This is a genomic window from Microbacterium sp. zg-YB36 (assembly GCF_024623575.2).
Lineage (GTDB): Bacteria > Actinomycetota > Actinomycetes > Actinomycetales > Microbacteriaceae > Microbacterium.
In genome coordinates this window covers 874,763-899,780 of sequence record NZ_JANJFD020000001.1, presented here as the reverse complement: position 1 = coordinate 899,780, position 25,018 = coordinate 874,763, and the positions used below count along the sequence as shown (strand labels likewise).

The window sequence follows — 25,018 nt, the reverse complement described above, 5'->3', positions numbered from 1 at the left end:
GGGTCCTCTCGGGGGGAAGCGCGGGTACGCGGGTCGCGAAGATCACGGGGTCGTCGGTGGCGGGACGGGGACGGTCACCGGCGGCGGCGGCGGCACGGGCGCGGGCGCGGGCGGCGGCGGCGGCTCGCAGGCGAGCGCGTAGGCGCCGGATTCCGTCGTGAGCGAGGCGAGCCCGGTCAGCGCGCCCCGCCACGTCACGGTGTAGGTGTGGGTGACGACGCCCGCGGCATCCGCCGGAGTCGACGTGACCGCGACGGTGTAGTCGGCCGGGTTGGCCAGCACCGTCGCGCCCGGGGCGGGCTGGTCGCTGCGACACGACGTGGGGAAGGTCACCCGGGCGGTGTATGCCGGTCCGGTGGGCGTCACCGCGACACCCGGCGCGCTGCAGCCGAACAGGTTGTGACACGAGAACGCTTCGATCGGTCCGGGGTTGGCACCCAGGGCGAACAGGCTGCGGAAATCGGTCGTCTCGACACCGCCGGCACGGTAGCGCACCTCGAACAGGCGGCTCGTATCGAGGTCGGGGAGGCCGGTGAGGCGATCCCAGGTGTACTGGCTGCCGTTGCGGGAGAAGCCGCCTTCGACCGTGTACGTCGCCCGGCCGGTGGGCTGGTCGATCCCGGCGATCGGGGTGGCCGTCTGCGACGCCTCGGTGGTGCCGAACCGGTCGCCGCGTTCGGTGACCGCGCAGGCGGTGACGGTGACCGGCAGCCACAGGTCCCGGTTCTCGAACACGTGGGTGACCGTGGCACCGCGGGCGTCGATCGCCTCGGACGGGCGGCAGCCGCGCCCATCGGTGAACCCGACCAGGATGCGCTCGCCCACGCCGTTGGCGGTGACCCGGGCCGTCGCCGTGATGGAGCCGGGGTCACCGGTCGTGGATGCGGCCACCGTCAACTCGAGCCCGGGTGCGCCGATGCCGTAGGCCTGGAACGAATGCGTCCCGCCGGTCGGGGTGCCGCCGGGGATCGGCGGCAGTTCGAAGCGGGTGAGGGCGGTCGCGGTGAGCGTCGTGGGGGAGTTCGAGCCGATCACATAGTCGCGGAACGTGACAGTGCTCCCTCGCACCGGTTCGGTGACCTCGCCGCCGGTGCCGCCGGCGAGGCGCACGAAGCCGGAAGACGGGTCGACGCCGGTCACCGTGATCGTCGCGACGCCGCCGGTGGAGCCGTTGGGGGTGGGCGTGAACTCCGCTCCGGCAGGGGCGGCGGGCGCGCGGTACGCCCACGCCGTCGTGCCGACGCTGCTGCGGGAGTCTCCGACGGAGTTGAAGGCGCGCGCCTCGTACGCGATGCGCTCGCCGGTGGGCGCGTCGATCGGAGGGCATTCGCCCGAAGCCGCGCAGGTGGCGACCACGCGGCCGCCGGCGGTGATGCGGTAGCCCTCGACGCCGGGGTAGGACGAGGAGTCCGAGATGACGCGCAGGGTCACGGTGGTTGCGGTGAAACCGGTCCAGTCCAGTCGCGTGGGGGCGGCCGGCAGGCCGTGGAGGTCGAGGATCACCTGACCGTTGCGGTCCCCGCTGGATTGGCGGCCCTGCGCATCCTGCACGACGAACGAGCCGGTGCAGTCCGCCGCCCCCGCGGCATCCGTGGCCCAGCTGGCCCGCACCGCGGTGTCGCTGGCGCGGGTGAAGCTCACCCCGGCGCAGTTGGCAGGCCCCTCCGCCGAGACCAGTGTGAGCGGGGTCCCCGGCAGCGGGTTGATCTCGCCGGACATGCCGATCACCGAGATCGTGCACGAGGTGGTGCCGCCGGACTGCGAGCAGCGCTGCACCGCGGTGCCTCCCTTGGGCAGCGTCGAGGGTGCCGGGCCGACGGTGACGATGAGGCTGGCGGCCGGCGCGTCGGGGTGGCTGGGGAGGGTGACGGTCACCGGCTCCTCACGGCCGGGTCGGGAGGCATCGTTCGCGGTGACCGAGACGAGCGAACCGGACTGCGATACGACGAACTGGTCGCCGCGGTAGCTCGTGGCGTACTGCACCGCGTCCCAGTCCTCCTTGCCGGCCCAGTCGACCATGCCGCGGAGGTCGTACTCGATGGTGGCGCCGGGGCTGACGGCGACCGAGGCGCTGCGCAGCACCGGCTGGGGGATCTCCGCCTCCACGTCGATGTGCACCGTGAGGAACGTGTACTGGTCCTGGATCTGCAGTTTCACCGGCACGACACAGCTGTCCGTCCAGGGAGCGCCCGCGCCGGCCGAATAGCGGATGGTGGTGCCCGATACCAGGGTGCAGGATGCCTCCGGGCGCGCCCCGCCGGCACGTACGCCGCCGCCGTCGACGTCGATCGCCTGCCCGGAGGGCATCGCGACCGCCTCCGCGAGATCCAGCTCGACCGATTCCTTCTCCTTCACATCCAGCGAGGACATCGCGGTGCGCAGGCTGAGCCGCACATCGCGGTCGCCCGGCACCCGCAGGAAGCCATAGGAATTCACCTCGGTGCCGTCGAAGGCGGTGCCGGTGACCTCGAACGGGATGAGCAGGGTCTCATCGGGGATCTGCCCGGAGATCTCCCAGCCGTCGACCTCGATGCCGGGGTGGGATCCCCACAGCGACAGTTCCAGCCCGGAGACGTCGCCGGCGTTCCAGGACACCTTGCCGGTGAGCACGTCTACGCCGCGGGGGAACGCCTCGCGCGTCTCGATCGTCAGCGCGGTGTCGCGCACGATCGGAAAGTCCGGCACGGGGCCGCGGACCACTTTCACCACGATGAGCCCGATCGCCGTGTCACCGGAATCGTTGCGCACGGTGTACGAGTACGAGAACGTCCCCAATTCCTCCCCGGCTCGCAGCGTCACCTGACCGTCATCGATGGCGCCCAGCCGCGCCTGGAGCGCGGTGAATTCGTCCGAGTCCGGTGGCGCATTCGGCTCCACGGCCACCAGTTCCAGCTCACCACCGCCGGGGTTGACGTCGTTGTCGCCGGGGCGCACCACCGCTTCGGCGGTCGCACCGGCCTGGATCTGGATGTAGTCGCTATAGGTCACCGGGCTGGGGTCCGACTGGCCGTCGAGCACGCCCACCCGGACCTCCGCGGCGCCGGTGGCTCCTTGGGAGTCGCGCACCTGGTAGCCGAAGCGCACCTGACCGCTGAACTCCGCCGGGCTGGTGTACACGATCGCGTCGCCTTCCGGTGCGATCGTGGCGGAGCCGTCGGCGGGCTGGGAAGTGATGCGATCCAGCGTCACCGTGTCGCCGTCCGGGTCGACTTCGAAGGAGGTGAACGGGATCCGCACGGTCTCGCCGCTGAGCACGCGACCCTCGAGGGTGTGGGGGACCGGGGCCTGGTTGCTCTCATCGCCGACGACCGTGACGATCACCCGTGCGGTGTCAACGACCTCGGGGAAGCCGAGCCGGAAGATGGTGTACCCGATGCCGTAGGTGCCCGGAGCCGTCGGGGCGAGGTAACGCACCAGTCGACTGGTCGCGAACGCGAGTCCGGCGCTGTTCTCGTTGACGATGAGGGAGGGGTCCACCGCGATCAGCGCACCCGAGGGGGCGCTGTCGTTGGACAGCACCGGGATGTCGATCTGGGCGCCGGCGCGAACGGTGACGGCATCGTCGACGGCGATGGGCGGGTCGGCGGCGGGGGAGGGCAGCAGAATCACCGTCAGCTCGCCGTGCGCGCTCGCGGTGGGCGACCCGGTGCCGTCCGACACGGTGTAGCGCACCACGCCGAGCCGACCGGGCTGGCCGTCATCGGTTGATCCGCTGACCCGCAGCATGCTCTGACCCACGAGGTCCACGCTCAACGACGCGAGCGGGTCGCTGCGTGGGCGGATGTCGCTGACGAGGAGCACGAGTCCGGCCGGATTCGCCACGGCAGGGAACACATCCACCGTGGCATCCTCGTTCGGGCGGACGAACGCCGTCAGCGGCGGCGTGGAGATGGTCGCGGCGTCCGCGGGGCTCATCGTCACCCGCACCGTCGCGCTGACCTCGCCGCGGTCGTCGCGAACGGTGTACTGCACGAGGTAGGAGCCGGCCTCGGTGGCGCTGAAGAGCATGCTCAGCCCCGTCGCGTTCGTGGTGACCGACGAACGGGCCTCATCCAGTGCGACCGCCTTGGACAGGATGAGCGCACCGGTCGCGCCGGTGACGTAGGGCGCGAGGTCCACCGCTACCGGTTCGCCCACGACACCGACGACGGCGAACGATTCCGCGGTGAGGTCGGGGGTGGGTGTGACGCCGATCGTCAGGGGACGGTCCGCCGTCGCGCCGAACGCGTCGGACACCGTCAGCCCCAGCGTCACGGTGACGGCGTCGGCGGCGTTGGGATCGGGATGCTGATAGGTCACGGTGCCGCCGGGCGTCGTGGTGACGGTGCCGCCGGCGGCCGCGTCGTTCGCCGCGCCGGCGAGGTAGATGGGGTCGCCTTCGGGATCGACCCAGCCGTCCAGCACGTCCACGCTCACCGTCGCCCCCGGTGCGACGGTGGGAGACGGCCAAGTCGCCAGGCACCCCTCCACGCCGCACCACACCGGTGCGCTGTTCTGGGAGGGGGACACGACGGTGATCGTGACGGTCGCGGTGCCCGACAGCAGGCCATCGGTGGTGGTGCCGTCTGTGGTGCGATACCGCAGCGTCGCGGACCCGGTGGCGTCGTCGGCGACGTTCAGCACGAACTGCTGCTGCGCCCCCGCGATGGACACCGTGCCGAATGCGGGGTCCACGCTCTCCAGCGAGGCCGGATCGATGCTGAGCACGTCCTCGTTGGGATCGTGGTCGTTCAGCAGCACCGGCAGCACAGCGACGGAGCCTGCGCGCACGCCGAACGCGTCGTCGACGGCGACGGGGGGCTTCGGGTCCAGTACCCGCTCGGCCTCCACATCGTTCTGCTGCTCGACCTCGGTCGGCTCCTCCAGGTCCCACGCCTGCGATGAGGGGACGAGCTGTCCATCGGGAACGGTCCACACCCACCCGGACTGCCGCTCGTTCAGCGCCAACCGGGACCCGTTGCCGACGAACACCGGATCCAGGCCGTCGCCGATGTCGGCGCCGGCGTAGTCCAGCGGCACCGCCTCGCCCGTCGTACTGGACCACAGTGTGCCCCCGCCGTCACCCTCGGACAGCCACGCCGCATGCACGGCGCCGGCCAGCGTCACCGGGGCGACGGGGATGCCCCCGCCGGAGTGCACCCGGGCCGGGCTGAGCGAATCAAGCGGCACCTGGATCAGACCTTGAGTATCGGCGATGAACACGTCCGAGCCGGTGACGGCGGACTGCTGCAGCACCGCGCCGCCCGCGGCATCCGTCGGCACCTCCTCGGCCCGGTCGCGCAGCAGCAAGCCGCCGGTCGACTCGTCCAGCAGCACCCAGCGGCCGTCGACGGCGGTCAGCTGCGCATCCGCGGGGGACCGGGCGGTGGCGTCCTCGCCGACGATGCTGCCCGTCGCGGCGTCGGCGCGGATCACGCGGCCTTCGGTGGCGGAGTACGCGTAGAGGATGCCGGTGGCGTCGACCGCCACGGCGGTGGCGACGAAACGGGGCCGCTCCTGTCCCTCCTCCGCCTCGACGTCGGCATAAGGGTCGACGCTCACGGTGCGTCCCGCGCCCGACAGCGTGGCACCGTACACGGCACCCGTCTCGGTGAGGTAGGCGAGGTAGTCCCCGGCCGCGGCGATGTCGGCGGTGCCCGCAGGCGTCGGCGCGAAGGCGTCCTCGGCTTCGGCGGTGAGGTCGGCGGGGGTGGCCATGTCGACATCGGCGAACTGCGTGTCGGCGTCGCTGAAGACGAACAACCGCTCACCGCTCTGCGCGAGGGAGCTGCCGTTCTCGACCTGCTTGACGGTGTCCAGCTCCGCCAGTTCCAGGTTCACCCGCGCGTAGCCGCTGCCGGCCCCGTTCTGCATCGCCCAGACCGTTGCGTCGTCCAGCGGCGTCTGCTGTGCGTCATAGCCCGGCCACACCACCGCGAGGGTCGCGACGACGGCGACCACGGCGCTGACGGCGGCAGCGCCGAGCCAGTTGCCGCGTCGCGCACGACGGGGGGTGGCGGCGGACACGTCAACGACCACCCGTCAGCACGAGCACGGCGGTCACGACGCCGCCGGCGACGAGCACCGCCGCGGCAGAGGAGATCAGGACGACCCGCGCCGCGATGCCCTTGCCCCGCCGCGGCCGGGCGCCGGCGAGCACGGTTCCCTCGTCGCGACCGCGGCGCGGCGGCGCGACCCGGGGCGGGCGCCGGACGGCCCGCTCGACGCTGGGGCGCACCGGGCCCCGGGCGCGGTCGTCCTGGAAGTCGATCGCGGTGCCCGCCATCGCCCATTCGTCCACGGCGACATCCAGCGCGGTGTGCGGCAGGCCCAACTCGTGCTGCACCAGCTGCAGGTCGTACGCGAACTCAGCGACGGAGGCGTGCCGGGCGGCGGGATCCTTGCTCATGGAGCGGGCCAGCGCCGTCTCCAGCCGGGCGGGCACGTCGGGGCGGCCGATCGGGGTGTAAGACGCACGGCGGATGCGGGATTTCAGCTGCTCGCGCGAATTCTGTCCGCTGCCGGCACGCTCGAACGGGCTGCGTCCCGCCAGCAGGGAATACACCGTCGCACCGAGCCCCCAGATCTCGGCGGGGATCGAGCCCGATACGCGCTCGTCCACGATCTCCGGGGCGCTCCACGGCACACTCATCGCGAACACCTCGTCGGTGCCGGTGCGTCCGTTGACGGCCGCGGCGATGCCGAAGTCGCTGAGCACGGGGGAGCCGAACGCGGTGACCAGGATGTTGGACGGCTTGATGTCGCGGTGCAGCAGCCCCGAACGGTGAGCCGTCTCCAGCGCCGCGGCGATCTTCACCGCCAGCTGCAGCACCTCCGCGACCGGCATGACCTCGCGCCGGTAGCGGTTGGTCAGCGAGGTGGGGCAATACTCCATCACGAGGTAGGGGCGGCCGTCGGAGGAGATGCTCGCTTCGTAGATCGTCAGGATCGACGGATGCGAGCTCAGCCGCGCCATCACGTCGGCCTCGGCGTTGAACATGCGAAGCAGGCCCTCGTCGACGATGTCCTCCAGCAGCACCTTCACCGCCACCGGGCGGCGGGGGAGGTTCTGCTCGAACAGGAACACGTCAGCGAATCCGCCGGTCCCCAGGGGGCGCACGTAGGTGAATCCGGCGAGCACCGGCGGCGCGGAAGGAAGCCTGTTCGCCACCCGGTCACCTCACCTCATGGAAGTCGACGGGGGCAACCATGCCGAAGCAGAGGCCCCCCGGATCCCTGCTTCCTTAGAAAGTTCTAACACAGCCTGGGTACGGCCGGAAATCACGATCCTGCCTCACTCAGCGGCGTGGAATCGGGCGACGTTCCCGTCGCCGATGTCCAGCAGCGCGCCCTCCGTCAGCCGCGCCGTGGCACCCCCGCGCAACAGCATTGCCGAACCATCGGCGTGGCGCACCACCGTGCCGTTGGTGGAACCGAGGTCGCGCACCAGCAGCTGCTCGCCGTCCAGCCGCAGCTCGACGTGTGTGCCGGACACCTCGCGGCGCGGCGACGGCAGTGAGGCCAGCCGTGCGCCGGGGTGCGCGGCCGGCTCCGGCGCCCGCCCGAGCACGACGGGCAGGTCCAATTCGAGCACGCGGCCGCCCTCGAGCGAGACCACGAACCGGCGCGTGATCGGGCGCGGCCGGCGGCGACGGACGGCACCGAGCTGCGTGTGGTCGTCCAACGCGCCGGCGACCAGTTCTGCCAGCGATTCGCGGTCCACCGCCATGGTGCTGTGCGGATCGTCGAGGTCGGCGGCCCACGCCGGCAGTTCTCGTGCCGGCGGTGCGGCGGGTGCCGGATGGGACCCGGCGGCGGGGACGGTGCCCCACTGCAGCCGATCGGCTCGAACGACCCCGCGACCCAGCGGCAGGAGGGACCCGGTGGGCGACCCGGCCAGCGTGAGGGCAATGCCCGCGACCCGCTGGGCCGATCCTTCCACCCAGGTGCCCACGCCCGCCCCGGCGAGGGTGGTCGATTCCTGGCCGTGCAACTGAGCGGTGGCGGAGCCGCGGACGGCCACGCTCACCGAACTCGTCCGCGAGTCGACCAGCTCCACCAGCGCGAAATCGGGGAGTCGCTCGATGCCGCGCCGGGCGAGCGCCGACAGGGCGTCCTCCAGGGCGGCGTCGCCGTTGGAGAGGGTGTTCCACAACTCGAGGGCGAACGCGTCGCCGACCCCGGCCGCCACGACCAGCAGGAACCGGTCGGCGACCATCGCGAATCCGGCGGTCCCCGTCTGGCTCGGCACGTTGTAGGTGAACACCTCTCCACCCTAGGGCGGGGGCGGCGGTCGGCTGCGTCAGATCCAGCCCGGCATCCAGTTGTGCAGCTGCCAGAAGTCGTACGGCACGTTCATCGCCGTCACCAGCGGATACCAGAACGCCGACACCAGCACCGACACGGTGAGGAACACGACCACCACGCGCTGCCCTGCCAGCCGACGCGCGGCGTCGGCATGATGCGGCGCGGCGAGCGCCTGGAGGGCGAAGGTGAGCGCCAGCAGCGAGAACGGCAGGATCACGATCGTGTAGAACTGGAAGATCGTGCGCTCAGGGTAGAACAGCCACGGGGCGTAGGTGGCCGCGATGGCGGTCAGCACGAACGCGTCCTGCCAGGACCGCGACCTGATGAAGCGGTAGACAAGGTACCCGATCGCGGCCATCGACGCCCACCACAGCAGCGGGTTGGGCATGCTGTAGATGATCTCCATGCAGCCGTTCGCGGCGTCGCAGCCCGCCTCGCCGTCGGCGGTGCGGTCGGCGAACATCGAGGTCGGCCGCAGCAGCAGCGGCCACTGCCATGCCGGGCTTGCGTAGCCGTGGGCGGTCTGCATGCCGGCGGCCGAGGCGTACATCCCCTCGTGGTACTGCCACAGGCTCTGCAGTGCAGGCGGAACCCACTCCCACGCTCCCGTCGCCGGTGCCGTGTCGGCGGTGTGCCGGCCGTAGCCCTCGTCGGTGACGAGCCACCCCGTCCACGACGCGAGGTAGACCCCCGCGGCCACCGGCACCAGGAGCACGAACGATGCCGCCCCCTGCCGGACGGCATCCGCCGGCCACTGCCACACGCCGAGGCGGCGTCGGGCGAGGGCGTCGGTGACGACCGCATAGATGCCGATCGCGGCCAGCACCCACAGCCCCGACCACTTCACCGCCGCCGCGGCGCCCGCCGCGGTGCCTGCCGCCACCAGCCAGGGGCGGTTCCACAGCACCGGGCCCCACGTCAGCGGCTCGCCGTGGTCGCGCGCGGCGATGGCCGCGGCGAGCCGGTGCAGGTGCCCCCGCCGGTCCAGCAGGGCGAACCAGAACGCCACCAGCACGAAGAACATCAGCAGCGTGTCCAGCAGCGCCACGCGGCTCATCGAGATCGCCAGGCCGTCGATCGCCAACATGGCCGAGGCGAGGGCGGCGAAGACCATCGACTCGGTGAGCAGGCGCGCCACGAAGTACAGCACCAGCACCGCGGCGGTGCCGGCCACCGCGACCCCGATGCGCCACCCGAACGAGGAATCGGGCCCGAACAGCGCCATCCCGGCGCCGATGATCCACTTGCCCAGCGGTGGGTGGATCACGAAGCTGCCCACCGGAGCGAACGCCTCGGTGTCGCCCGCCGCGAAGCCCGCGTCGGCATCCTCGGGCCACGTCGCGGCGTAACCGAGGTTCCACTGGCTCCAGGCATCCTTCACGTAATACGTCTCGTCGAAGACGATCTCGTGCGGGTGGCCGAGGTTCCACATGCGCAGGATGCCGGCGACGAGCGTGATCACCAGTGGCACGATCCAGCCCAGCCGCCGCCGCAGGCGCGGGTCGCCGGTGATCCGCGCGGACACCCGGTCGAACCACGACGTCGCCTCGGGAAGCAGTGGCTCGGCGGTCACGGTCACCACCTTATGCTGGCTCGATGATCATCCTCGCGGCGACCCCGATCGGCAATCTGGGTGACGCCTCGCGGCGCCTGGTCGAAGCTCTCGAGACGGTGAAGGTGATCGCCACCGAGGACACCCGCACGACGCAGCGGCTGCTCGCCGGTCTCGGGGTCACCAACCGGCCGCGGCTGATCGCCCTGCACGACCACAACGAGAAGGCGCGCGCCGGCGAACTGGCCGAACTCGCGCGGGACGAGGACCTGCTGGTCATGAGCGAGGCGGGGATGCCGACGGTCAGCGATCCCGGCTACGGCCTGGTGTCCGCCGCGGTGGAGCTGGGTGTCACCGTCACCGCGATCCCGGGGCCCAGCGCCGTGCTGACCGCACTGGCGGTGTCGGGGCTTCCCACCGACCGGTTCACGTTCGAGGGTTTTCCGCCGCGCAAGGCGGGGGAGCAGCGATCGTTCTTCGGGGGACTTGCCGCCGAGCGGCGCACGATGGTGTTCTTCGAGGCGCCATCGCGGTTGGCGGTGACCCTCGCCGCGATGGCGCAGGCGTTCGGCGCCGATCGCCCGGCGGCGGTCTGCCGCGAACTCACGAAGATGCACGAGGAGATCGTCCGGGACTCTCTCGCCGCCCTGGCCGGGTGGGCCTCCGGCGGCGTGCGGGGGGAAGTGGTGGTCGTGGTCGCGGGCGCGGCGGCCCGGGCCGTCGATCCGGAGGACGCCCTCGCTCAGGTGCTGGAACTCGTCGCCGACGGGGTGCGGCTGAAGGATGCCGCGGGCCAGGTGGCCGCGGCATCCGGCCTGTCCTCGCGCGAGCTCTACGCCGCAGCGCTGAGCTCGCGCGAGGGTCGCGTCACCCCTTGACGGAGCCGGCCGTGAGGCCGCCGACGATGTAGCGCTGCAGCAGCAGGAACAGCACCAGCACCGGGATGCAGCCGAGCACCGCGCCGGCGGTGAACAGGCCCCAGTTCGACGAGAGCTGGTTGGACACCCACTGGTACATGCCGACGGCGAGGGTCCAGTTGTCCTCGGACACCAGCACGACCTTGGCGATGACGAAGTCCGCGAACGCGGAGATGAAGGCCAGCAGCGACACGACCGCGAGGATGGGCGTGACCAGCGGAATGATCAGCTGCCAGAAGATCTGCGCGTGGGTGGCGCCGTCGATCTTGGCCGATTCGTCGATCTCCACCGGGATGGTGTTGAAGAACCCGTACATGAGGAACGTGTTCGTCCCCAGTGCCCCGCCCAGGTATACGCAGATGAGGGCGAGCTTGGAGTCCAGCCCCAGCGCCGGGATGACTTCGCCGACGGCCAGCAGCATCAGGAAGATCGCGACGAACGCGAGCGCCTGCGGGAACATCTGCACGATGAGCAGTGTCGTCAGGCCCACGCGGCGCCCGGAGAAGCGGAACCGCGAGAACGCGTACGCGGCGCAGGCACCCATCAGCACCGCCCCGACGGACGAGACGCCGGCGACGATGAGGCTGTTGCCCGCCCATGCCCAGTAGCTCGTCTCGGCCAGAGCGAAGTAGTTCGACAGGTCGATGGCGGAAAACAGCGCGTTGGCCGCCGACAGGGTGCCGTGGGGGTTGAGCGACGCTGATAGCACGTACACCAGCGGGAACACCGCGTAGAAGATGATCGCCAGGGCGACGAGGTACTTCCAGCCCACGTCCAGGAACCAGCGGCGCCGGCTGCCGGGCCGTCGCGGCTCGGCGGCGCGTGCCGCACGTGCGGTGGGAACAGCCTGCTGGGTCGTGATGGACATCACTGGTACTCCTCAAGCTTGCGGGTCTGGCGGAAGGCGATCGCGGAGATCACGCCGACGAGGATGAAGATGACGATCGACAGGGCACTGGCCAGGCCATAGTCCGCCTTGCCCCCCGAGATCCCGGCGATGTCGTAGATCGCCGTGATGAGGATGTCGGTGGCCCCCAGCGCGTACGGCGCCCCCGGTATCGATGGTCCGCCGGCGTTGAACATGTAGATGAGCGTGAAGTTGTTGAAGGCGAACGCGAAGGACGAGATCAGCAGCGGTGCGGTGGACACCATCAGCAGCGGCAGGACGATCGACCGGAACTGGCGGAATTTGCCGGCGCCGTCCAGCTGCGCGGCCTCCAGGGTGTCGGCCGGGAGCGCCTGCAGTGCGCCGGTGCATACCAGGAACCAGTACGGGTAGCTCAGCCACACGTTGACCCACAGCACCGCGAGCTTGGCCAGCGTGGGGTCACCGAGCCAGCTGATCTCGGCGCCGAAGAAGAACAGCTCGTTGATCACGCCGAACTCGGCGTTGAACATGCCTCGGAACAGCAGCGCCGACATGAACGCCGGGAAGGCGTAGGGGAGGATGAACAGCGTCCGCAGCCACTTGCGCGCCCGCACCCGCGGGTCGTTGAAGATGATCGCGAACAGCAGGCCCACACCGAAGCTGAGGCCGACCGAGAGGATGGCGAACGCGAACGTCCATCCCGCCACCATCAGCAGCGGCTGCAGCAGCCGGGGTTCGGTGAACAGGCGGATGAAGTTGTCGAACCCGACGTTGACGGACCAGCCGGTGGTCAGCGCCGTGCCGTCTTCGGCGACGAAGCTGCCGCGGTCGTTGGCCGCGTAGACCGTGCCGTCGGTGGTGTCGGTGATCGTCTGCGCCTGTTCGTCCCAGACGAGGGTGGAGGTGTACACCGCGCCGGTCGTGCCTTCGCGGGTGCGGATCGAGCCGTCGTTCGGGTCGTCCGATACCGGCACTCGGAGGTTCTGCACCGTCTGCTGCAGAGCCTGGTCGGTGAGCAGGTCGGCGCGGGGCACGACCGTCCAGCCGGGCACCTCGATGGCGGCACCGGTGTCGCCGATGCGGGCGCCGTCGACCTGGGCGAGGGGCTCAATCGTGGTGCCGGCGAGAACATCCTCGTCCTCGTCGACGATGGCGAAGCCGTACTCACCGCCGCGCTCGACGATCGTGAGGGGGTAAGTGGGGGAGTCGTCCACGCGGCGCTCGCCCTGGATGAGGGCGGCCTCCACTGCCTGCTCCTGGGAGCCGATGTGCCCGCTGCCGTAGTTGGTGAAGGCGATGTAGGCGGTGTAGACGAAGATGAACACCTGGAACAGCAGCAGGAAGATGAGGCCCGGCAGCAGGTACTTCATCGGCAGGGCGCGCTTGGTGAAATACACGACGTTCGTGGCCACCAGCAGCAGCACCGCGACGCTCAGGAGCAGCCACGACTGCGCGGTAAACGCGCCGAGGGCGGCCATGATGCCGAATGCGTTGACGACCGCCATCAGCAGAAGCTTCACGATGAAGCCCCAGCCGACGCCACGCCAGTTGCGGGCGTGCGACTCCGGCGTGGGCCTGGGAACCTGCGGCGCCGGTGAGGCGACGGCTTCCTGGGTGATCGACATGTGCTCTTCTTCCGTCTCGGGCTCGCGGGTACGAGGGGTGCGGGGCGGGAGGCAGATCCTCCCGCCCCGCAGAATGTCAGCCGGCGACAGCCGTCTCGACGTCGGTCACCATCTGGTTCCACGTCGACACGGGGTCGGCGCCGTTGATGATCTGCACCTGCGCAGCGTTCCACAGGTCCCAGACCGCGCCCATCTCGGGGATCGACGGCATCGGAACGCCGTTCTGCGACGAGGCGACGAACCCGCCGATGATCGGGTCGCCCGAGACCTCTTCGGCCAGCGTGCTCCACGCCGGGATGCGCGGGTCGGCGTCATACAGCGCCTTCTGCGCCTCGTCGGTCGCGATGTAGTTCGTCAGGAACTCCTGCGCCAAGAGTGCGTTCTCGCTCTGCGAGCTGAGGTAGAACCCCTGCACACCCACGAACGGAGCGGCCGTCTCGCCACCGGCGGTCGGGATCGGGTTGACCTTGACGTTGACGCCCTGGGCGGTCAGCGCCTCGATGGCCCACGGACCCTGCACGGTGTACGCGGCCTCGCCGGTCGCGAACAGCTCGTTGTTGGTGTCGTAGTCGATCGTGGTGGAGATGATGCCGGTGCCGGCATCGCCGTTGCCGCCGAGCCACGTGGCGAATGCTTCGCCCGCGGGGCCGCCCATGCCGACCTCGGCCGTGTAGGAGCCGGTGTCGTCCTGGACGAACACGGGAGCGCCGAACGACGTCTGGAAGCCGTACATCGTGTACGCGTCGCCCTTCTGGCCGACGGTGTTGATGACGATGGGGCGTGCGGCCCCGGCTGCCGTTGCGGCGGCGACCATGTCGTCCCACGTCGCGGGGGCTTCTTCACCGACGAGGTCGGTGTTCTGCACGAGCGCGATCGTCTCCAGCGAGTAGGGCAGCGCGTACAGCTGACCGTCGTAGGTCATCGCGTCCACGGCGACCTGCTCGAACGAGCTGGCCTTCTCACCGAGGTCCAGGGTGTCCACGACACCGGCCGCGACGAGCGAGCCGAGCCAGTCGTGTGCGCCGATCGTGAGGTCGGGGCCCTCACCGGTGGGAACCTGGGCGATGAAGTCGGCCCGGATGTCCTCGAAGTTCTTCTGAACCAGGTTGATCTTCGCGCCGGTCTCTTCTTCGAAAGCCTCGGCTGCGGCCTGGATGGCAGGCTCGCGGTTCTCGTCGGTCCAGATGGTCAGCTCGGCGCCCGAGCCCTCTGCCGTGTCCGACTCTTCGGGCGTGGAGCCGCCGGAGCAGCCGGCCAGCAGAATGGCGGTCGACGCGAGTGCGACGACGCCCAATCCCAGCTTGCGCATGGGTTTTCCTTCCGTGAATGGTCGATCCTGCGCGCCTCGGGTGAAGTCGCGCCCTTACGACCGTTTGTGGGTGTTGGGCCGGTCGGCCGCAACGGGTACTTCTGTCAGGTCAGCTCCCGTGACACGGTGCGGATGACGGCGACGTCGCCGCCCGCCAGCAACAGCATGCCGTTGATCTCGCCCTGCGTCAGTAATTCGACGCCTTCTGTGGGAACCGAAACGGTTTCGGTGGTGTGGTTGATGACGACGAGGTACTCCGCGTCTTCACGGCGGCGGCGGACGATCTCGACTCCGGCGGGCAGGCCCGCAGGGGTGAGGCCGGCGTCGGCGTAGACGTCGGTCATGATGGCCGCCAGCCCCGCGGCATCCGGTCGGGTGCTGACGTACCAGCCGACGCCCGCACCGTGCTGGTGGCGCGTGACGGCGGGCTTGCCCGCTGCGGGGCCGTCGAGGTAGGTCGCCCGCACATCGGCGCCGGCGATCACGAGATCCTCCTGCCACACGTCGGCCGCCAGGCGCTGCCCGTTCCAGTCGAGCTCGCCGGTGGCGCCTTCGCGCAGCGGCAGGTGCTCCTCGACGCGCATGCCCAGGGCCGGCTGCAGGACAGCGCCGAAGCCGCCGGCGTGCACGGCGTCGTGTTCGTCGACCACGGCCGAGAAGAACGACACGACCAGGGTGCCGCCGCCCTCGACGTACCGGTTGAGGTTGTCGGCGTCGACGGCGGAGAGCATGTACTGCGCCGGGGCGATGACCAGCTTGTAGCCGGACAGGTCGTGGCCGGGCAGGGCGAAGTCCACCGCGATGCCGTCGCGCCACAGCCGCTCGTAGTAGGCGCGGATGCGCTCGTCGTGTCCGACGTCCTCCGAGGGGCGCCACTCCAGGTCCTGCGCCCAGAAGGACTCGAAGTCCCACAGGATCGCGACGTCGGCGTGCACGCGTGAGCCGCGGACCTCGGCGAGCCGGTTCAGCTTCGCGCCGAGGTCGACCACTTCGCGCCAGACCCGCGAGGCGGTACCGGCGTGCGGGAGCATCGCGGAGTGGAACTTCTCGGCGCCCGAACGGGAGGCGCGCCACTGGAAGAAGAGGATGCCGTCGGCGCCGCGACCCAGGTGCGAGAGGGAATTGCGGGCCATCTCGCCGGCGCGCTTGGCGACGTTGCGCGGCTGCCAGTTCACGGCGGAGGTGGAGTGCTCCATGAGGATCCACGGTGCCCCGCCGCCGACCGAGCGGGTGAGGTCGGCGGCGATGGCCAGCCCGATCTCGCCCTCTTCGTCGGCCGCCCACAGGTAGTGGTCGTCCGAGACGATGTCCACTTCGCGCGCCCACGCCCACAGGTCGCAGCCGTTGTGCTGGTTGGCCATGAAGTTGGTGGTGATGGGGCGGTCGCTGTGCGCGCGGATCGCGTCGCGCTCGGCGATGAAGCAGGCCCGCAGCTGGTGGTCGGTGAACCGGGCGTAGTCCAGGCGCTGGGCCGGGTTGACCGTCGTGGGGGCGGCGGCGGGGGCGCCGACGTGCTCCCAGTCGGTGTAGTGCTGGCCCCAGAAGGCGGTGCCCCAGGCGGCGTTGAGCGCGTCGAGCGAGCCGTAGCGCTGCTGCAGCCACAGCCGCCATTCGCGCACGGCGTGGGGCGAGTAGTCCTCGCCGACGGGGACGCCGTACTCGTTGTGCACGTGCCAGAGCACCACGGCGGGGTGGTTGCCGTAGCGCTGGGCCAGCTCAGTGGCGATGCGCACGGCCGCCGCGCGGTAGGCGGGGGCGGAGTGCGATGCCATGCCGCGGGAGCCGAAGCCCAGGGTGACGCCGTCGCGGGTGACCACCCGGGCGTCGGGGTGAGCGGCGAAGAACCACGCGGGGGGAGAAGCGGTCGGGGTGCCCATGTCGACGCGGATGCCGTTGTCGTGCAGCAGTTCGACGATCTCGTCGAGCCAGCCGAAGTCGAAGACGCCCTCGCTGGTCTCCAGCAGCGCCCAGGAGAAGATCCCGATGCTGACGAGGTTGACGCCCGCCTCGCGCATGAGGGCGACGTCTTCACGCCAGGTCTCACGCGACCACTGCTCGGGCGAGTAATCGCCACCGTAGGCAATGCCGTCCATCTCGGGCCAGGAGGTCATCGAGCTCATCCTCGTTTCAGGGGACCGTCCGATCTGCTGTGACCGGTCCCAGGGCGTGCGTCCAGCCTACGACGTCCCGGGCGGAGGAGCGGGCGGTGTTATCGAACTGTGACCGGTCACGGTTATGGGCGTGTCGGGAGTAGAGTCACTCGTCGTGGGGGAGACCAACGAGGTGCGCAGGCGCCCGACGATCCGGGACGTGGCGGCGGCCGCCGGCGTGTCCCGGGGCACGGTGTCGCGTGTCATCAACGGCGGTCACTGGGTCTCGCCCGATGCGCGTGAAGCGGTGGAGGGGGCGATCCGGGCGACCGGGTACACCGCCAACCACGCCGCCCGCAGCCTTGCCACCGGCAGATCGAATTCGCTGGCGTTCCTGCTGACCGAGCCGCAGCAGTTGCTGTTCGCCGACCCCACCTTCGCGCTGCTGCTGCGCGGTGCCACCGAAGCCCTGGCACAGCGGTCGATGACCCTGGTGCTGCTGGTGGCGGACACCCCCGCGGAGCGGGCGAACGTCGAGCACTACGTGCGGGCAGGGCACGTCGACGGGGTACTGCTCATCTCATCGCACGAGTCCGACCCGCTGCTGGCCTCACTCATCGAGGCCGGGATCCCCACGGTGTGCACGGGGGTGCCGCTGGGTCACCGTGCGTACGTGCCCACCGTCTCGGTCGACGAAGCAGGCTCGGCTCGGGTGATGACCCGCCACCTCCTTGACCGCGGCTACCGCAAGATCGCCGTCATCACCGGCCCCAATGACACCTCCGGTGGCCGCTACCGACTCGTGGGGTTCCGCGAGGAGATGGGCGACCGGTTCGACCCCGACCTCGTCGAGCAGGACGTCTACTCCAGTGAAGCCGGAGCGGCCGCGATGACGCGGCTGCTGGAGCGCGCTCCCGACATCGACGCGGTCTTCGCCGCATCCGACGTCATGGCCGTCGGCGCCATCGCCGCCGCCCGCCGCGCCGGTCGCGGGGTGCCCGAGGACCTCGCCGTGGCCGGTTTCGACGACTCCGGTCTCGCCGAAACCCACGACCCGCCGCTGACGACGATGCGCCAGCCGTGGGCCGAGATCAGCCGCGCCATGGTGGAGATCCTCATCGACGTCATCAACGGCGTCCCGCGCGAGGACCTGGTACTGCCCACGACGCTGATCGTGCGCGACAGCGCCTGAGCCCGCCCGCCCGCCCGCCCTCTGCCCGTCGCCGCAATGCGGGGATCTGCCGGAATGCGGTCCCTCCGCGGCATCCGGTCCTCGTCTGGGCAGATCTCCGCATCTCGGGCGACGGATGCCGGGCCCTCGCGGCCCCGCCCGTGCCGGACCCGGACGTAATGCGCACCGGGCGCACAGCGCGCCCCGCCTAGAATCGACGGGTGACTTCAGGCCGTTCCTTTTACATCACGACGCCGATCTACTACCCGAGCGACGTGCCCCACATCGGCCACGGCTATACCACCGTGGCGGTGGACACCCTCGCGCGCTGGCACCGCCAGGCCGGGGATGACACCTGGATGCTCACCGGCACCGACGAGCACGGCCAGAAGATGCTGCGTGCGGCCGCCGCGAACGGCGTCACGCCGCAGCAGTGGGTCGACAAGCTCGTCACCGAGTCGTGGTTCCCGCTGCTGGACACGCTCGACGTCGCCAACGACGACTTCATCCGCACGACGCAGGAGCGCCACGAGCGCAACGTGCAGGTCTTCTTCCAGACCCTCTACGACCGCGGTTACATCTACGCCGGTGAGTATGAGGCGCTGTACTGCGTCGGGTGCGAGGAGTTCAAGCCGGAGTCGGAGATCGTCGACGGCACCGGCGCGTTCGAGGGCCTCAAGGTCTGCGCGATCCACTCCAAGCCGCTGGAGCTGCTGCAGGAGAAGAACTACTTCTTCAAGCTCAGCGAGTTCCAGGACAAGCTGCTGGACCTCTACAAGACGGTCCCCGACTTCCTGCGCCCCGACTCGGCGCGCAACGAAGTCATCTCCTTCGTCAAGAACGGTCTGAAGGACCTCTCCATCTCCCGGTCGACATTCGACTGGGGCATCAAGGTGCCGTGGGACCAGTCGCACGTCATCTACGTGTGGGTCGACGCGCTGCTGAACTACGCCACCGCGGTGGGCTACGGCAGCGACCCCGAGCAGTTCGAGCGCCGCTGGCCGGCGTACCACGTGGTGGGCAAGGACATCCTCCGCTTCCACGCGGTCATCTGGCCCGCCATGCTCATGGCCGCAGGACTCGAGGTGCCGCGGGGCGTCTTCGCGCACGGCTGGCTGCTGGTCGGCGGCGAGAAGATGTCCAAGTCCAAGCTCACCGGCATCGCTCCCACCGAGATCACCGAGGTGTTCGGCTCCGACGCGTACCGGTTCTACTTCCTCTCCGCGATCGCATTCGGCCAGGACGGCTCGTTCTCGTGGGAGGACCTGTCCGCCCGCTACCAGGCGGAGCTCGCGAACGGCTTCGGCAACCTCGCCTCCCGCACGGTCGCGATGATCGAGCGGTACTTCGAGGCGATCGTGCCGCCCGCCGGCGAGGTCACCGCGGCGGAACTGCGCATCCAGCAGACGGTGGCGGATGCCGCGACGGCCGCGGATGCCGCCATGGAGCGGTTCCGCCCCGACGAGGCGATCACCGCGATCTGGACGATCGTGGACGCGCTGAACCTGTACATCACGGAGAACGAGCCGTGGGCACTGGCCAAGGACGAAGCACAGCGGGAGCGACTGGGCACGGTGCTGTACACCGCTGCGGAGGGCCTGCGCGCCCTCACCGTGCTGCTGTCGCCGGTGATGCCGCACGCCACCGGCATCCTGTGGGACGCCCTCGGCGCCGCCGGGACGCTCGGCGCGCTGCAGGACCAGCCGATCCGCGATGCCGGCGCCTGGGGGCAGCTGCCCGCAGGGGCTTCCGTCAGCGGACTGGCGCCGCTGTTCCCGCGCGTCGAACAGAGCGCATGACCGACCCCAGCCAGTACGTGCGGCAGCGGGAGAAGGGTGCCCGCGACGTGAGCTACCCACCCGCGCCGGAGCCGCTGGCGGTGCCGGTGTACGACAACCACGCCCACCTCGAGATCGAGGACGGGCCGGAGCCGCTGAGCCTGGACGAGCAGCTCGCGCGGGCGGCCGAGGTCGGCGTGATCGGGGTCGTGCAGGCCGGCGGTGACATCGACTCCAGCCGCTGGTCGGCGTGGGCCGCGGCCAGCCATCCCGGCGTCCTCGCCGCCGTCGCGATCCACCCGAATGAAGCGCCGGCATATGCCGAGCGGGGCAGGCTGGCCGAGGCGATCGCCGTCATCGACGGACTCGCGGCGCAGCCGCGGGTGCGCGCGATCGGCGAGACCGGGCTGGACTTCTTCCGCACGGAAGCTCCGGGGCTGCCCGCCCAGTACGAGAGCTTCGAGGCGCACATCGATCTTGCCAAGCAGCACGGCATCGCGATGCAGATCCACGACCGCGACGCGCACGACGAGGTCCTGGCGACCCTCCGCCGGGTTGGAGCCCCCGATCGCACGGTGTTCCACTGCTTCTCCGGCGACGCCGACATGGCACGCATCGCCGCCGATGCCGGGTACTACCTGTCGTTCGCGGGCAACGTGACCTTCAAGAACGCGCAGAACCTGCGCGATGCGCTCGCGGTGACGCCGCGGGAGCGGATCCTGGTGGAAACCGACGCACCGTTCCTCACCCCGACCCCGTACCGCGGTCGCCCCAACGCCCCGTACCTGATCCCGGCGACGGTGCGGTTCCTCGCCGCAGAGCTCGCCATGGACCTCGACGAGCTCTGCGCGCAGGTGGCTGCCAACACCCTCGCCGTCTACGGCTCCTTCACCGACTGAGCCTGCGCCGCCGCCAGCCAGGCGAGCATGATCGCCTTCGAATTGCCGTCGTCGACGCCGTCGGCAGGCAGCGCCGAGAGGGCCTGCGCGGCGGCGGTGCGCTCGGTGTCGCCGGCCAGCGCCGAGTACATCAGCACGTAGTCGCCCAGCGGACCGGTGAACGCGGTCGGGCCGGCGTGGGCGACGTTCGTCGCCACGCGCTGCGGATCCGCGCCGAGGTACTCCAGCGCGACCGGCCCGAGCGGCAGCAGTTGGATGCCGAGGATCGCCGACGGCTCCGGGCTGAACCAGGTCGCGTAGTCGCGTTTGCCGCCCCAGGTCAGCGACACGATGGGGTGGGCGAACCCCTCGGCCAGCGTGCTCGGATCCGGCTCGAGCCAGAGGGCACGGGTCGCGGCGACCTCGGCCGACAGCAGCCACGCCGCCGTCGCCGCCAGCGGCGCGTCGCTGCGGGCCTGCGCCCACAGTGCCAGGCCGTTCCAGGCCGCGACGGCCTCGGAGCTGGACTCCTGATTGTTGCCGTCTGCGAACGGGGAGAGCCCGGAGGCCCAGGAGTGACCGCGATACGGATCGAAGACGCGCAGCTGTGGCAGGGCGTCGTCCACGGCGCCGCCGGCGATGTCGGCGGCGAGCGCGTCCATCACCTCCGCGAGGGCCTCGCCCTTCTCCGGCTGTGCGGCTACGAGGGCCGCGGCGGCGCTGAGGAAGTAGCCGTAGTGGAAGTGGTGGTCGTTGCCCTCCTCCGCCCCGAACGTCGCCGCCTTGCCCACGACCATCCGCAGTGCGTCGTCGTAGACGAAGCAGTGCGCGTCGCGCACCAGGCAGCCGTCCGCCTCGCTCCACGGCTCCAACTCGGTCCACAGCCGCTCGGCGATGCGGTCGGAAAGCTCCGCATCCCCCAGTTCGCGGGCGAGGGTGAGCAGCGCGCCGAGCCGGGCCAGCGCCTTGCCGCCGTAGTACGTGTCGGCGGGCAGCGGCGGGGTGGCATCCAGATCCGCCGCGACCTGCGCCGTGATGGCAGCGCGGGTCTGGTCGTCGATCCCGCTGAGGTCGAACGCCGCGCGGGGCGCGACGGTCGGCACCGACCACTCCAGCACCGTGTCGGCGCACGCGACCGCGTCGCCGTACGCGGTGTGGAACGTGCCGAGCGAGCATCCGGCCTCCACCCGGTGCCCGGGGAACGGCACGACCACCGTGCTGTCGGTGCCGGCATAGGTCAGCCGCGTCGACGACAGGTCGCCGTCCGCGCCCGAGTCCACCTGCACCTCGGTGACCGGCGCGTCCAGTGCATCCGCCCAGTCGGCGACGTCCGCGCCTTCGGGCAGGGCGAACCACTGCGCATACGCCCCGGCGGGCACCGTGAGCGCGTCGCCGTCCCAGTCGGCGCCGGGGGCCACCACGCCGAACGCGGTGTCGTCCGTCGTCGCCGTCCACACTCCGTCACCGGCGGGTTGCAGCGGGGCAGCCGGGGTCAGCGCGGTGCCCCGTGCCGCCGTGAAGCCCACGACGGGGGAGCCCTCCGCGATCGTCACGTCACCGACCTCGGCATCCCCGTCCCACCAGCGCAGCGTGACCGACACCGGATCGGCTCGCACGGCTTCGAACCGGTCCGCGTCGACGGCGACCTGCAGGCCGCCGGCGAACGATGCCGCGACCGTCTGCGCCGTCGCCGACACCGCCGGAAGATCGACCGTGAAGCCGTCGCCCGCGGCAGCGAACGCCAGCGGGAACGGATACACCGGCTGCGGGTCCGAGCCGAAGATCAGCCCGGAGTACCAGCGGTTGGTCGGCGGGATCACGCCGTCGGCGAGGCGCGGCTGGCCGATCTCGGCCACCTGTTCCACCGGCAACGATGCGACCGACGCGGCAGAGGCCGACGTTCGGGTCCAGCCACGGTCGGCCGCGCCCGGAGAGGTCGCGGTGCAGCCGGTCACCACGAGGGCGGCCCCGAGCAGCAACACGGCCAGCAGCCGCCCGCCGCTCACAGGCCGACCTTCTGCAGCAGATCGCGCAGCGCATCGCCGACACCGGCGAGCGGGCCGTCGTCTCGCAACTGCAGCGTGGCCTGCACGGGAGTGCCGGCCTGGAACAGGCCGGTCGCCGCGCGCTGGGACAGATCGGCGCTCGTGATCCGCAGCGTCGACAGCGCTTGCCCCTCGGCGGTCTCCACATCGATGCCGGCGACATCGCCGCCGAGCACCGACTGATTCGGCAGCAGCAGTTCGACGTGGCTGCCCTCCGTGATGCGGGCGTAGTCGCGCGCCGACAGCAGGAACTCGGCCTCCACGAACAGCGACGCATCCTGGTCGACGGTGGCCAGCACGCTGCCGGCCTGGGCGAACCCGCCCTGCGGGACGGCCACCTCGCGCACCGTCCCGTCGACCGTCGCGACGATCGTGGAGGTGCCGTCGGCGGCGACGCTCGCCGCAAGCACCGGGTCGGCGACCTGGCCGGAGGCGATGTCGCGCTGCAGCTGCAGGCTGCGCACGTCGAACAGTGGGTCTCCCACGGCGACGTCGTCGCCGACCTCGACATACTGCCGGGTGACGATGCCGCCGTAGTCGGTGCCGACGGGGTAGTTCTGCGCCACGATCGTCGCGCTGGTGGACAGCGCGCGGTGCTGGCGCTGGTTGAACACGACGGTGCAGGCCATCACGATGACAACGACGAGCAGGATGCCGCCGGCAAGCTTCAGCCGGTTGAACCAGGTCATCGCGCACCTCCTGCCGGCTCGAGTTGCGGTTCCGGTTCGAGCAGGCCCGGCTGGCGCTGGAGCGGCCGCGCGACGACCGTGAGCGGCACCGTTGCGGCGGGGATCTGCAGCGGTGCGGGCCGCACCGTCGGGTGGCTCAGGGCGTGGGCCTCGCGCAGCGCGGTCACCAGGAACGCGCCCAGGATGAGCGTGTTGGTCGCGTTCCAGCCGGTGGCAAGCGTCAGCACGCCGTTGTCGATGTCACGCCAGACGGCGACGAGCGTCGTCAGCGCGAGGAAGAGGAAGAACAGCGTCTGCGGGATGATGAAGTTGAAGGGCGACCGGCGCGACGCCGACCCGGTGACGTGCCACCCCACGTCCTTGCCGGTCAGGGCGTTCCACAGGGCCTTCGAATAGATCGGGAACGACACCGTCGCCAGAGTGAGGGTCTCCCACCGGAACGAACCGACGGCGAACCACGCGAGCAGGATCTGCATGACGTAGAACCCCGCGTAGTACAGCACCCAGGTGAAGACGGTGATCTCCAGCGTCATCGGCCGCAGGTCGAAATAGATCTCCAGCGGCGGCACGAGCAGCAGCAGCAACGGGCAGATCCCGGCGAGGTAGAACGTGGCCGTCACCAGGTACTGGATGCGCTGGTCGGTCGTGAGGGTGCGCCGCGGGCTGAGCGGGTTGTGGTGCAGCAGGATCTCGAACCCGCCGGTGGCCCAGCGCAGCTGCTGCTTGCTGTAGGCCTCGATGGTCTCCGGCGCCTCACCGACGGCGAGGGCGTCGGGGAGGAAGACCGAACGCCACCCGCGTTCGTGCAGCAGCAACGCCGTCCACACGTCCTCCGACTTGGAGTCGGTGTAGATGCCGCCGATCTCGTCGACCGCCCGGCGGCGGAACACCACGTTCGTGCCGACGCAGAACGCCGCGTTGAACCGATTGCGACCCGGCTGGATGAACCGGTAGAACACCGTCTGCATGAACGCCGCACCGCGCGCCACGACGGTGTCGAGGTTGCCGTAGACCTGCGGCGTCTGGACGAACGCGACGTCCTCGTGAACGAAGATCGGCATCGTCTCCAGCAGGAACCGGGGCGAGGGGACGAAATCCGCGTCGAAGATCGCGAAGAAGTCGCCCTTGGCAAGCGTCAGGGCGTGGTTGATGTTCCCCGCCTTCGCCCCGTGGGAGCTCAGCCGGCGCACGTACCAGGCGCCCGTCTCGGCGGCCATGGCCCGCACCTCGTCGGACTTGCCGTCGTCGAGCACCCAGGTGCGATGCCTGCCCTGCAGTCCGAGGGCGGCCACCACCGTTCGGCGCACGGTCTCCAGGTCCTCCCCGTAGACCGTCACGAACACGTCGACGACCACCGGCGCGCCACGGAGGTGAATGGTGTCGTCACCGCGCGCCAGCCGCGGCATGAGGTGGGCGGCGGCGTCGTGGGCGGCGTAGTCGCGTGGGTTGCGCCCGCTGGAGAGGATCGTCCACATCGACAGCAGTGCGTGCAGCACGAGGATCGACTCGGCCACGATGACCATGAGATAGGGCAGCAGATCGCCGCGGCTGTCCGGCGCGAGCAGGAAGGCGGCGTAGGCCAGCACCCCGATCGTCGCGACGACGACCAGCAGGATCATCACCGGTGTCGGTTCGCCGCCGTCCTTCGGGCTCGGCCGATCCAGGGTGTGCCTGGTCTGACGTGTAGATGGAATGCGTGCCATTCGGATCCCCCCGATGGACTGGCGGTGCTCCCATCCGCAGCGCCGTCGGCGCGCATGGATTCCTACCCCAATTCCGGCATGCCCCCCGGCAGCCGGACCGTTCGTCC

The 25,018-nt window shown here is 70.6% G+C and carries 15 protein-coding genes; 4 read left to right on the top strand and 11 right to left on the bottom strand.

The window, feature by feature from the left end; genetic code table 11:
* Nucleotides 1-42: 42 nt before the first annotated feature.
* The 4 genes from NQ151_RS04455 to NQ151_RS04440 form a co-directional block, all read right to left on the bottom strand.
* Nucleotides 43-6,006: an Ig-like domain-containing protein gene (locus NQ151_RS04455; protein WP_257527127.1), complete on the bottom strand. Its 5,964-nt coding sequence runs from the start codon at nt 6,004-6,006 to the stop codon at nt 43-45.
* Between the two features lies 1 nt (nt 6,007).
* Complete coding sequence (locus tag NQ151_RS04450) at nt 6,008-7,150, bottom strand: serine/threonine-protein kinase (protein WP_257508411.1); 1,143 nt, start codon at nt 7,148-7,150, stop codon at nt 6,008-6,010.
* Nucleotides 7,151-7,273: 123 nt separating this feature from the next.
* Nucleotides 7,274-8,245, bottom strand: coding sequence for an FHA domain-containing protein (locus NQ151_RS04445; protein ID WP_257527126.1), 972 nt, complete (start codon nt 8,243-8,245; stop codon nt 7,274-7,276).
* Nucleotides 8,246-8,281: 36 nt separating this feature from the next.
* Nucleotides 8,282-9,859 carry a dolichyl-phosphate-mannose--protein mannosyltransferase gene (locus tag NQ151_RS04440; protein ID WP_353477556.1) on the bottom strand — a complete coding sequence of 526 codons (1,578 nt, stop codon included), beginning with the start codon at nt 9,857-9,859 and terminating at the stop codon, nt 8,282-8,284.
* Nucleotides 9,860-9,882: 23 nt separating this feature from the next.
* Here NQ151_RS04440 and rsmI point away from each other — a divergent pair, with 23 nt between their 5' ends.
* Nucleotides 9,883-10,716, top strand: coding sequence for a 16S rRNA (cytidine(1402)-2'-O)-methyltransferase (gene rsmI / locus NQ151_RS04435; RefSeq protein ID WP_257508413.1), 834 nt, complete (start codon nt 9,883-9,885; stop codon nt 10,714-10,716).
* Here the strand turns inward: rsmI and NQ151_RS04430 are convergent.
* From NQ151_RS04430 to NQ151_RS04415, 4 genes are all read right to left on the bottom strand, one after another.
* Nucleotides 10,706-11,623, bottom strand: coding sequence for a sugar ABC transporter permease (locus NQ151_RS04430; RefSeq protein ID WP_257508414.1), 918 nt, complete (start codon nt 11,621-11,623; stop codon nt 10,706-10,708). The two genes, rsmI and NQ151_RS04430, sit on opposite strands and share 11 nt — an antisense overlap.
* Complete coding sequence (locus NQ151_RS04425) at nt 11,623-13,248, bottom strand: ABC transporter permease subunit (RefSeq protein WP_257527125.1); 1,626 nt, start codon at nt 13,246-13,248, stop codon at nt 11,623-11,625. The genes NQ151_RS04430 and NQ151_RS04425 overlap by 1 nt, the downstream gene beginning before the upstream one ends.
* A 76-nt stretch (nt 13,249-13,324) precedes the next feature.
* The gene (locus tag NQ151_RS04420) at nt 13,325-14,557 is read right to left on the bottom strand and encodes a sugar ABC transporter substrate-binding protein (protein ID WP_257508416.1); all 1,233 of its coding nucleotides are present in this window, start codon (nt 14,555-14,557) and stop codon (nt 13,325-13,327) included.
* A 104-nt stretch (nt 14,558-14,661) separates the two neighbouring features.
* Complete coding sequence (locus NQ151_RS04415; protein ID WP_257527124.1) at nt 14,662-16,677, bottom strand: beta-galactosidase; 2,016 nt, start codon at nt 16,675-16,677, stop codon at nt 14,662-14,664.
* Nucleotides 16,678-16,792: 115 nt separating this feature from the next.
* On the opposite strand from NQ151_RS04415, the gene NQ151_RS04410 reads away from it, so the two are divergent.
* The 3 genes from NQ151_RS04410 (at nt 16,793) to NQ151_RS04400 (ending at nt 20,495) form a co-directional block, all read left to right on the top strand.
* Nucleotides 16,793-17,839, top strand: coding sequence for a LacI family DNA-binding transcriptional regulator (locus tag NQ151_RS04410; protein WP_502883553.1), 1,047 nt, complete (start codon nt 16,793-16,795; stop codon nt 17,837-17,839).
* A gap of 200 nt (nt 17,840-18,039) precedes the next feature.
* Nucleotides 18,040-19,617 (top strand): methionine--tRNA ligase, encoded by a 1,578-nt coding sequence (metG, locus tag NQ151_RS04405; RefSeq protein ID WP_257527122.1) that lies wholly within the window; start codon nt 18,040-18,042, stop codon nt 19,615-19,617.
* Nucleotides 19,614-20,495 (top strand): TatD family hydrolase, encoded by an 882-nt coding sequence (locus tag NQ151_RS04400; RefSeq protein ID WP_257527121.1) that lies wholly within the window; start codon nt 19,614-19,616, stop codon nt 20,493-20,495. Before metG ends, NQ151_RS04400 begins: the two co-directional genes overlap by 4 nt.
* Here NQ151_RS04400 and NQ151_RS04395 read toward each other — a convergent pair.
* Genes NQ151_RS04395 through NQ151_RS04385 form a run of 3 tightly spaced genes read right to left on the bottom strand, consistent with a single transcriptional unit; the run spans nt 20,474 to nt 24,911 of the window.
* Nucleotides 20,474-22,480: a glycosyl hydrolase gene (locus NQ151_RS04395; RefSeq protein WP_257527120.1), complete on the bottom strand. Its 2,007-nt coding sequence runs from the start codon at nt 22,478-22,480 to the stop codon at nt 20,474-20,476. The genes NQ151_RS04400 and NQ151_RS04395 overlap by 22 nt on opposite strands.
* Nucleotides 22,477-23,208, bottom strand: coding sequence for an efflux RND transporter periplasmic adaptor subunit (locus tag NQ151_RS04390; protein WP_257527118.1), 732 nt, complete (start codon nt 23,206-23,208; stop codon nt 22,477-22,479). The genes NQ151_RS04395 and NQ151_RS04390 overlap by 4 nt, the downstream gene beginning before the upstream one ends.
* Complete coding sequence (locus NQ151_RS04385; protein ID WP_257527117.1) at nt 23,205-24,911, bottom strand: glycosyltransferase family 2 protein; 1,707 nt, start codon at nt 24,909-24,911, stop codon at nt 23,205-23,207. The genes NQ151_RS04390 and NQ151_RS04385 overlap by 4 nt, the downstream gene beginning before the upstream one ends.
* Between the last annotated feature and the right edge of the window lie 107 nt (nt 24,912-25,018).

What these genes read in the sequence shown, in the direction of transcription:
- rsmI (WP_257508413.1), top strand. Translation starts at nt 9,883, where the DNA reads ATGATCATCCTCGCGGCGACCCCGATCGGCAATCTGGGTGACGCCTCG.
- NQ151_RS04430 (WP_257508414.1), bottom strand. Translation starts at nt 11,623, where the DNA reads ATGTCCATCACGACCCAGCAGGCTGTTCCCACCGCACGTGCGGCACGC.
- NQ151_RS04425 (WP_257527125.1), bottom strand. Translation starts at nt 13,248, where the DNA reads ATGTCGATCACCCAGGAAGCCGTCGCCTCACCGGCGCCGCAGGTTCCC.
- NQ151_RS04420 (WP_257508416.1), bottom strand. Translation starts at nt 14,557, where the DNA reads ATGCGCAAGCTGGGATTGGGCGTCGTCGCACTCGCGTCGACCGCCATT.
- NQ151_RS04415 (WP_257527124.1), bottom strand. Translation starts at nt 16,677, where the DNA reads ATGAGCTCGATGACCTCCTGGCCCGAGATGGACGGCATTGCCTACGGT.
- NQ151_RS04410 (WP_502883553.1), top strand. Translation starts at nt 16,793, where the DNA reads ATGGGCGTGTCGGGAGTAGAGTCACTCGTCGTGGGGGAGACCAACGAG.
- NQ151_RS04400 (WP_257527121.1), top strand. Translation starts at nt 19,614, where the DNA reads ATGACCGACCCCAGCCAGTACGTGCGGCAGCGGGAGAAGGGTGCCCGC.
- NQ151_RS04390 (WP_257527118.1), bottom strand. Translation starts at nt 23,208, where the DNA reads ATGACCTGGTTCAACCGGCTGAAGCTTGCCGGCGGCATCCTGCTCGTC.
- NQ151_RS04385 (WP_257527117.1), bottom strand. Translation starts at nt 24,911, where the DNA reads ATGGCACGCATTCCATCTACACGTCAGACCAGGCACACCCTGGATCGG.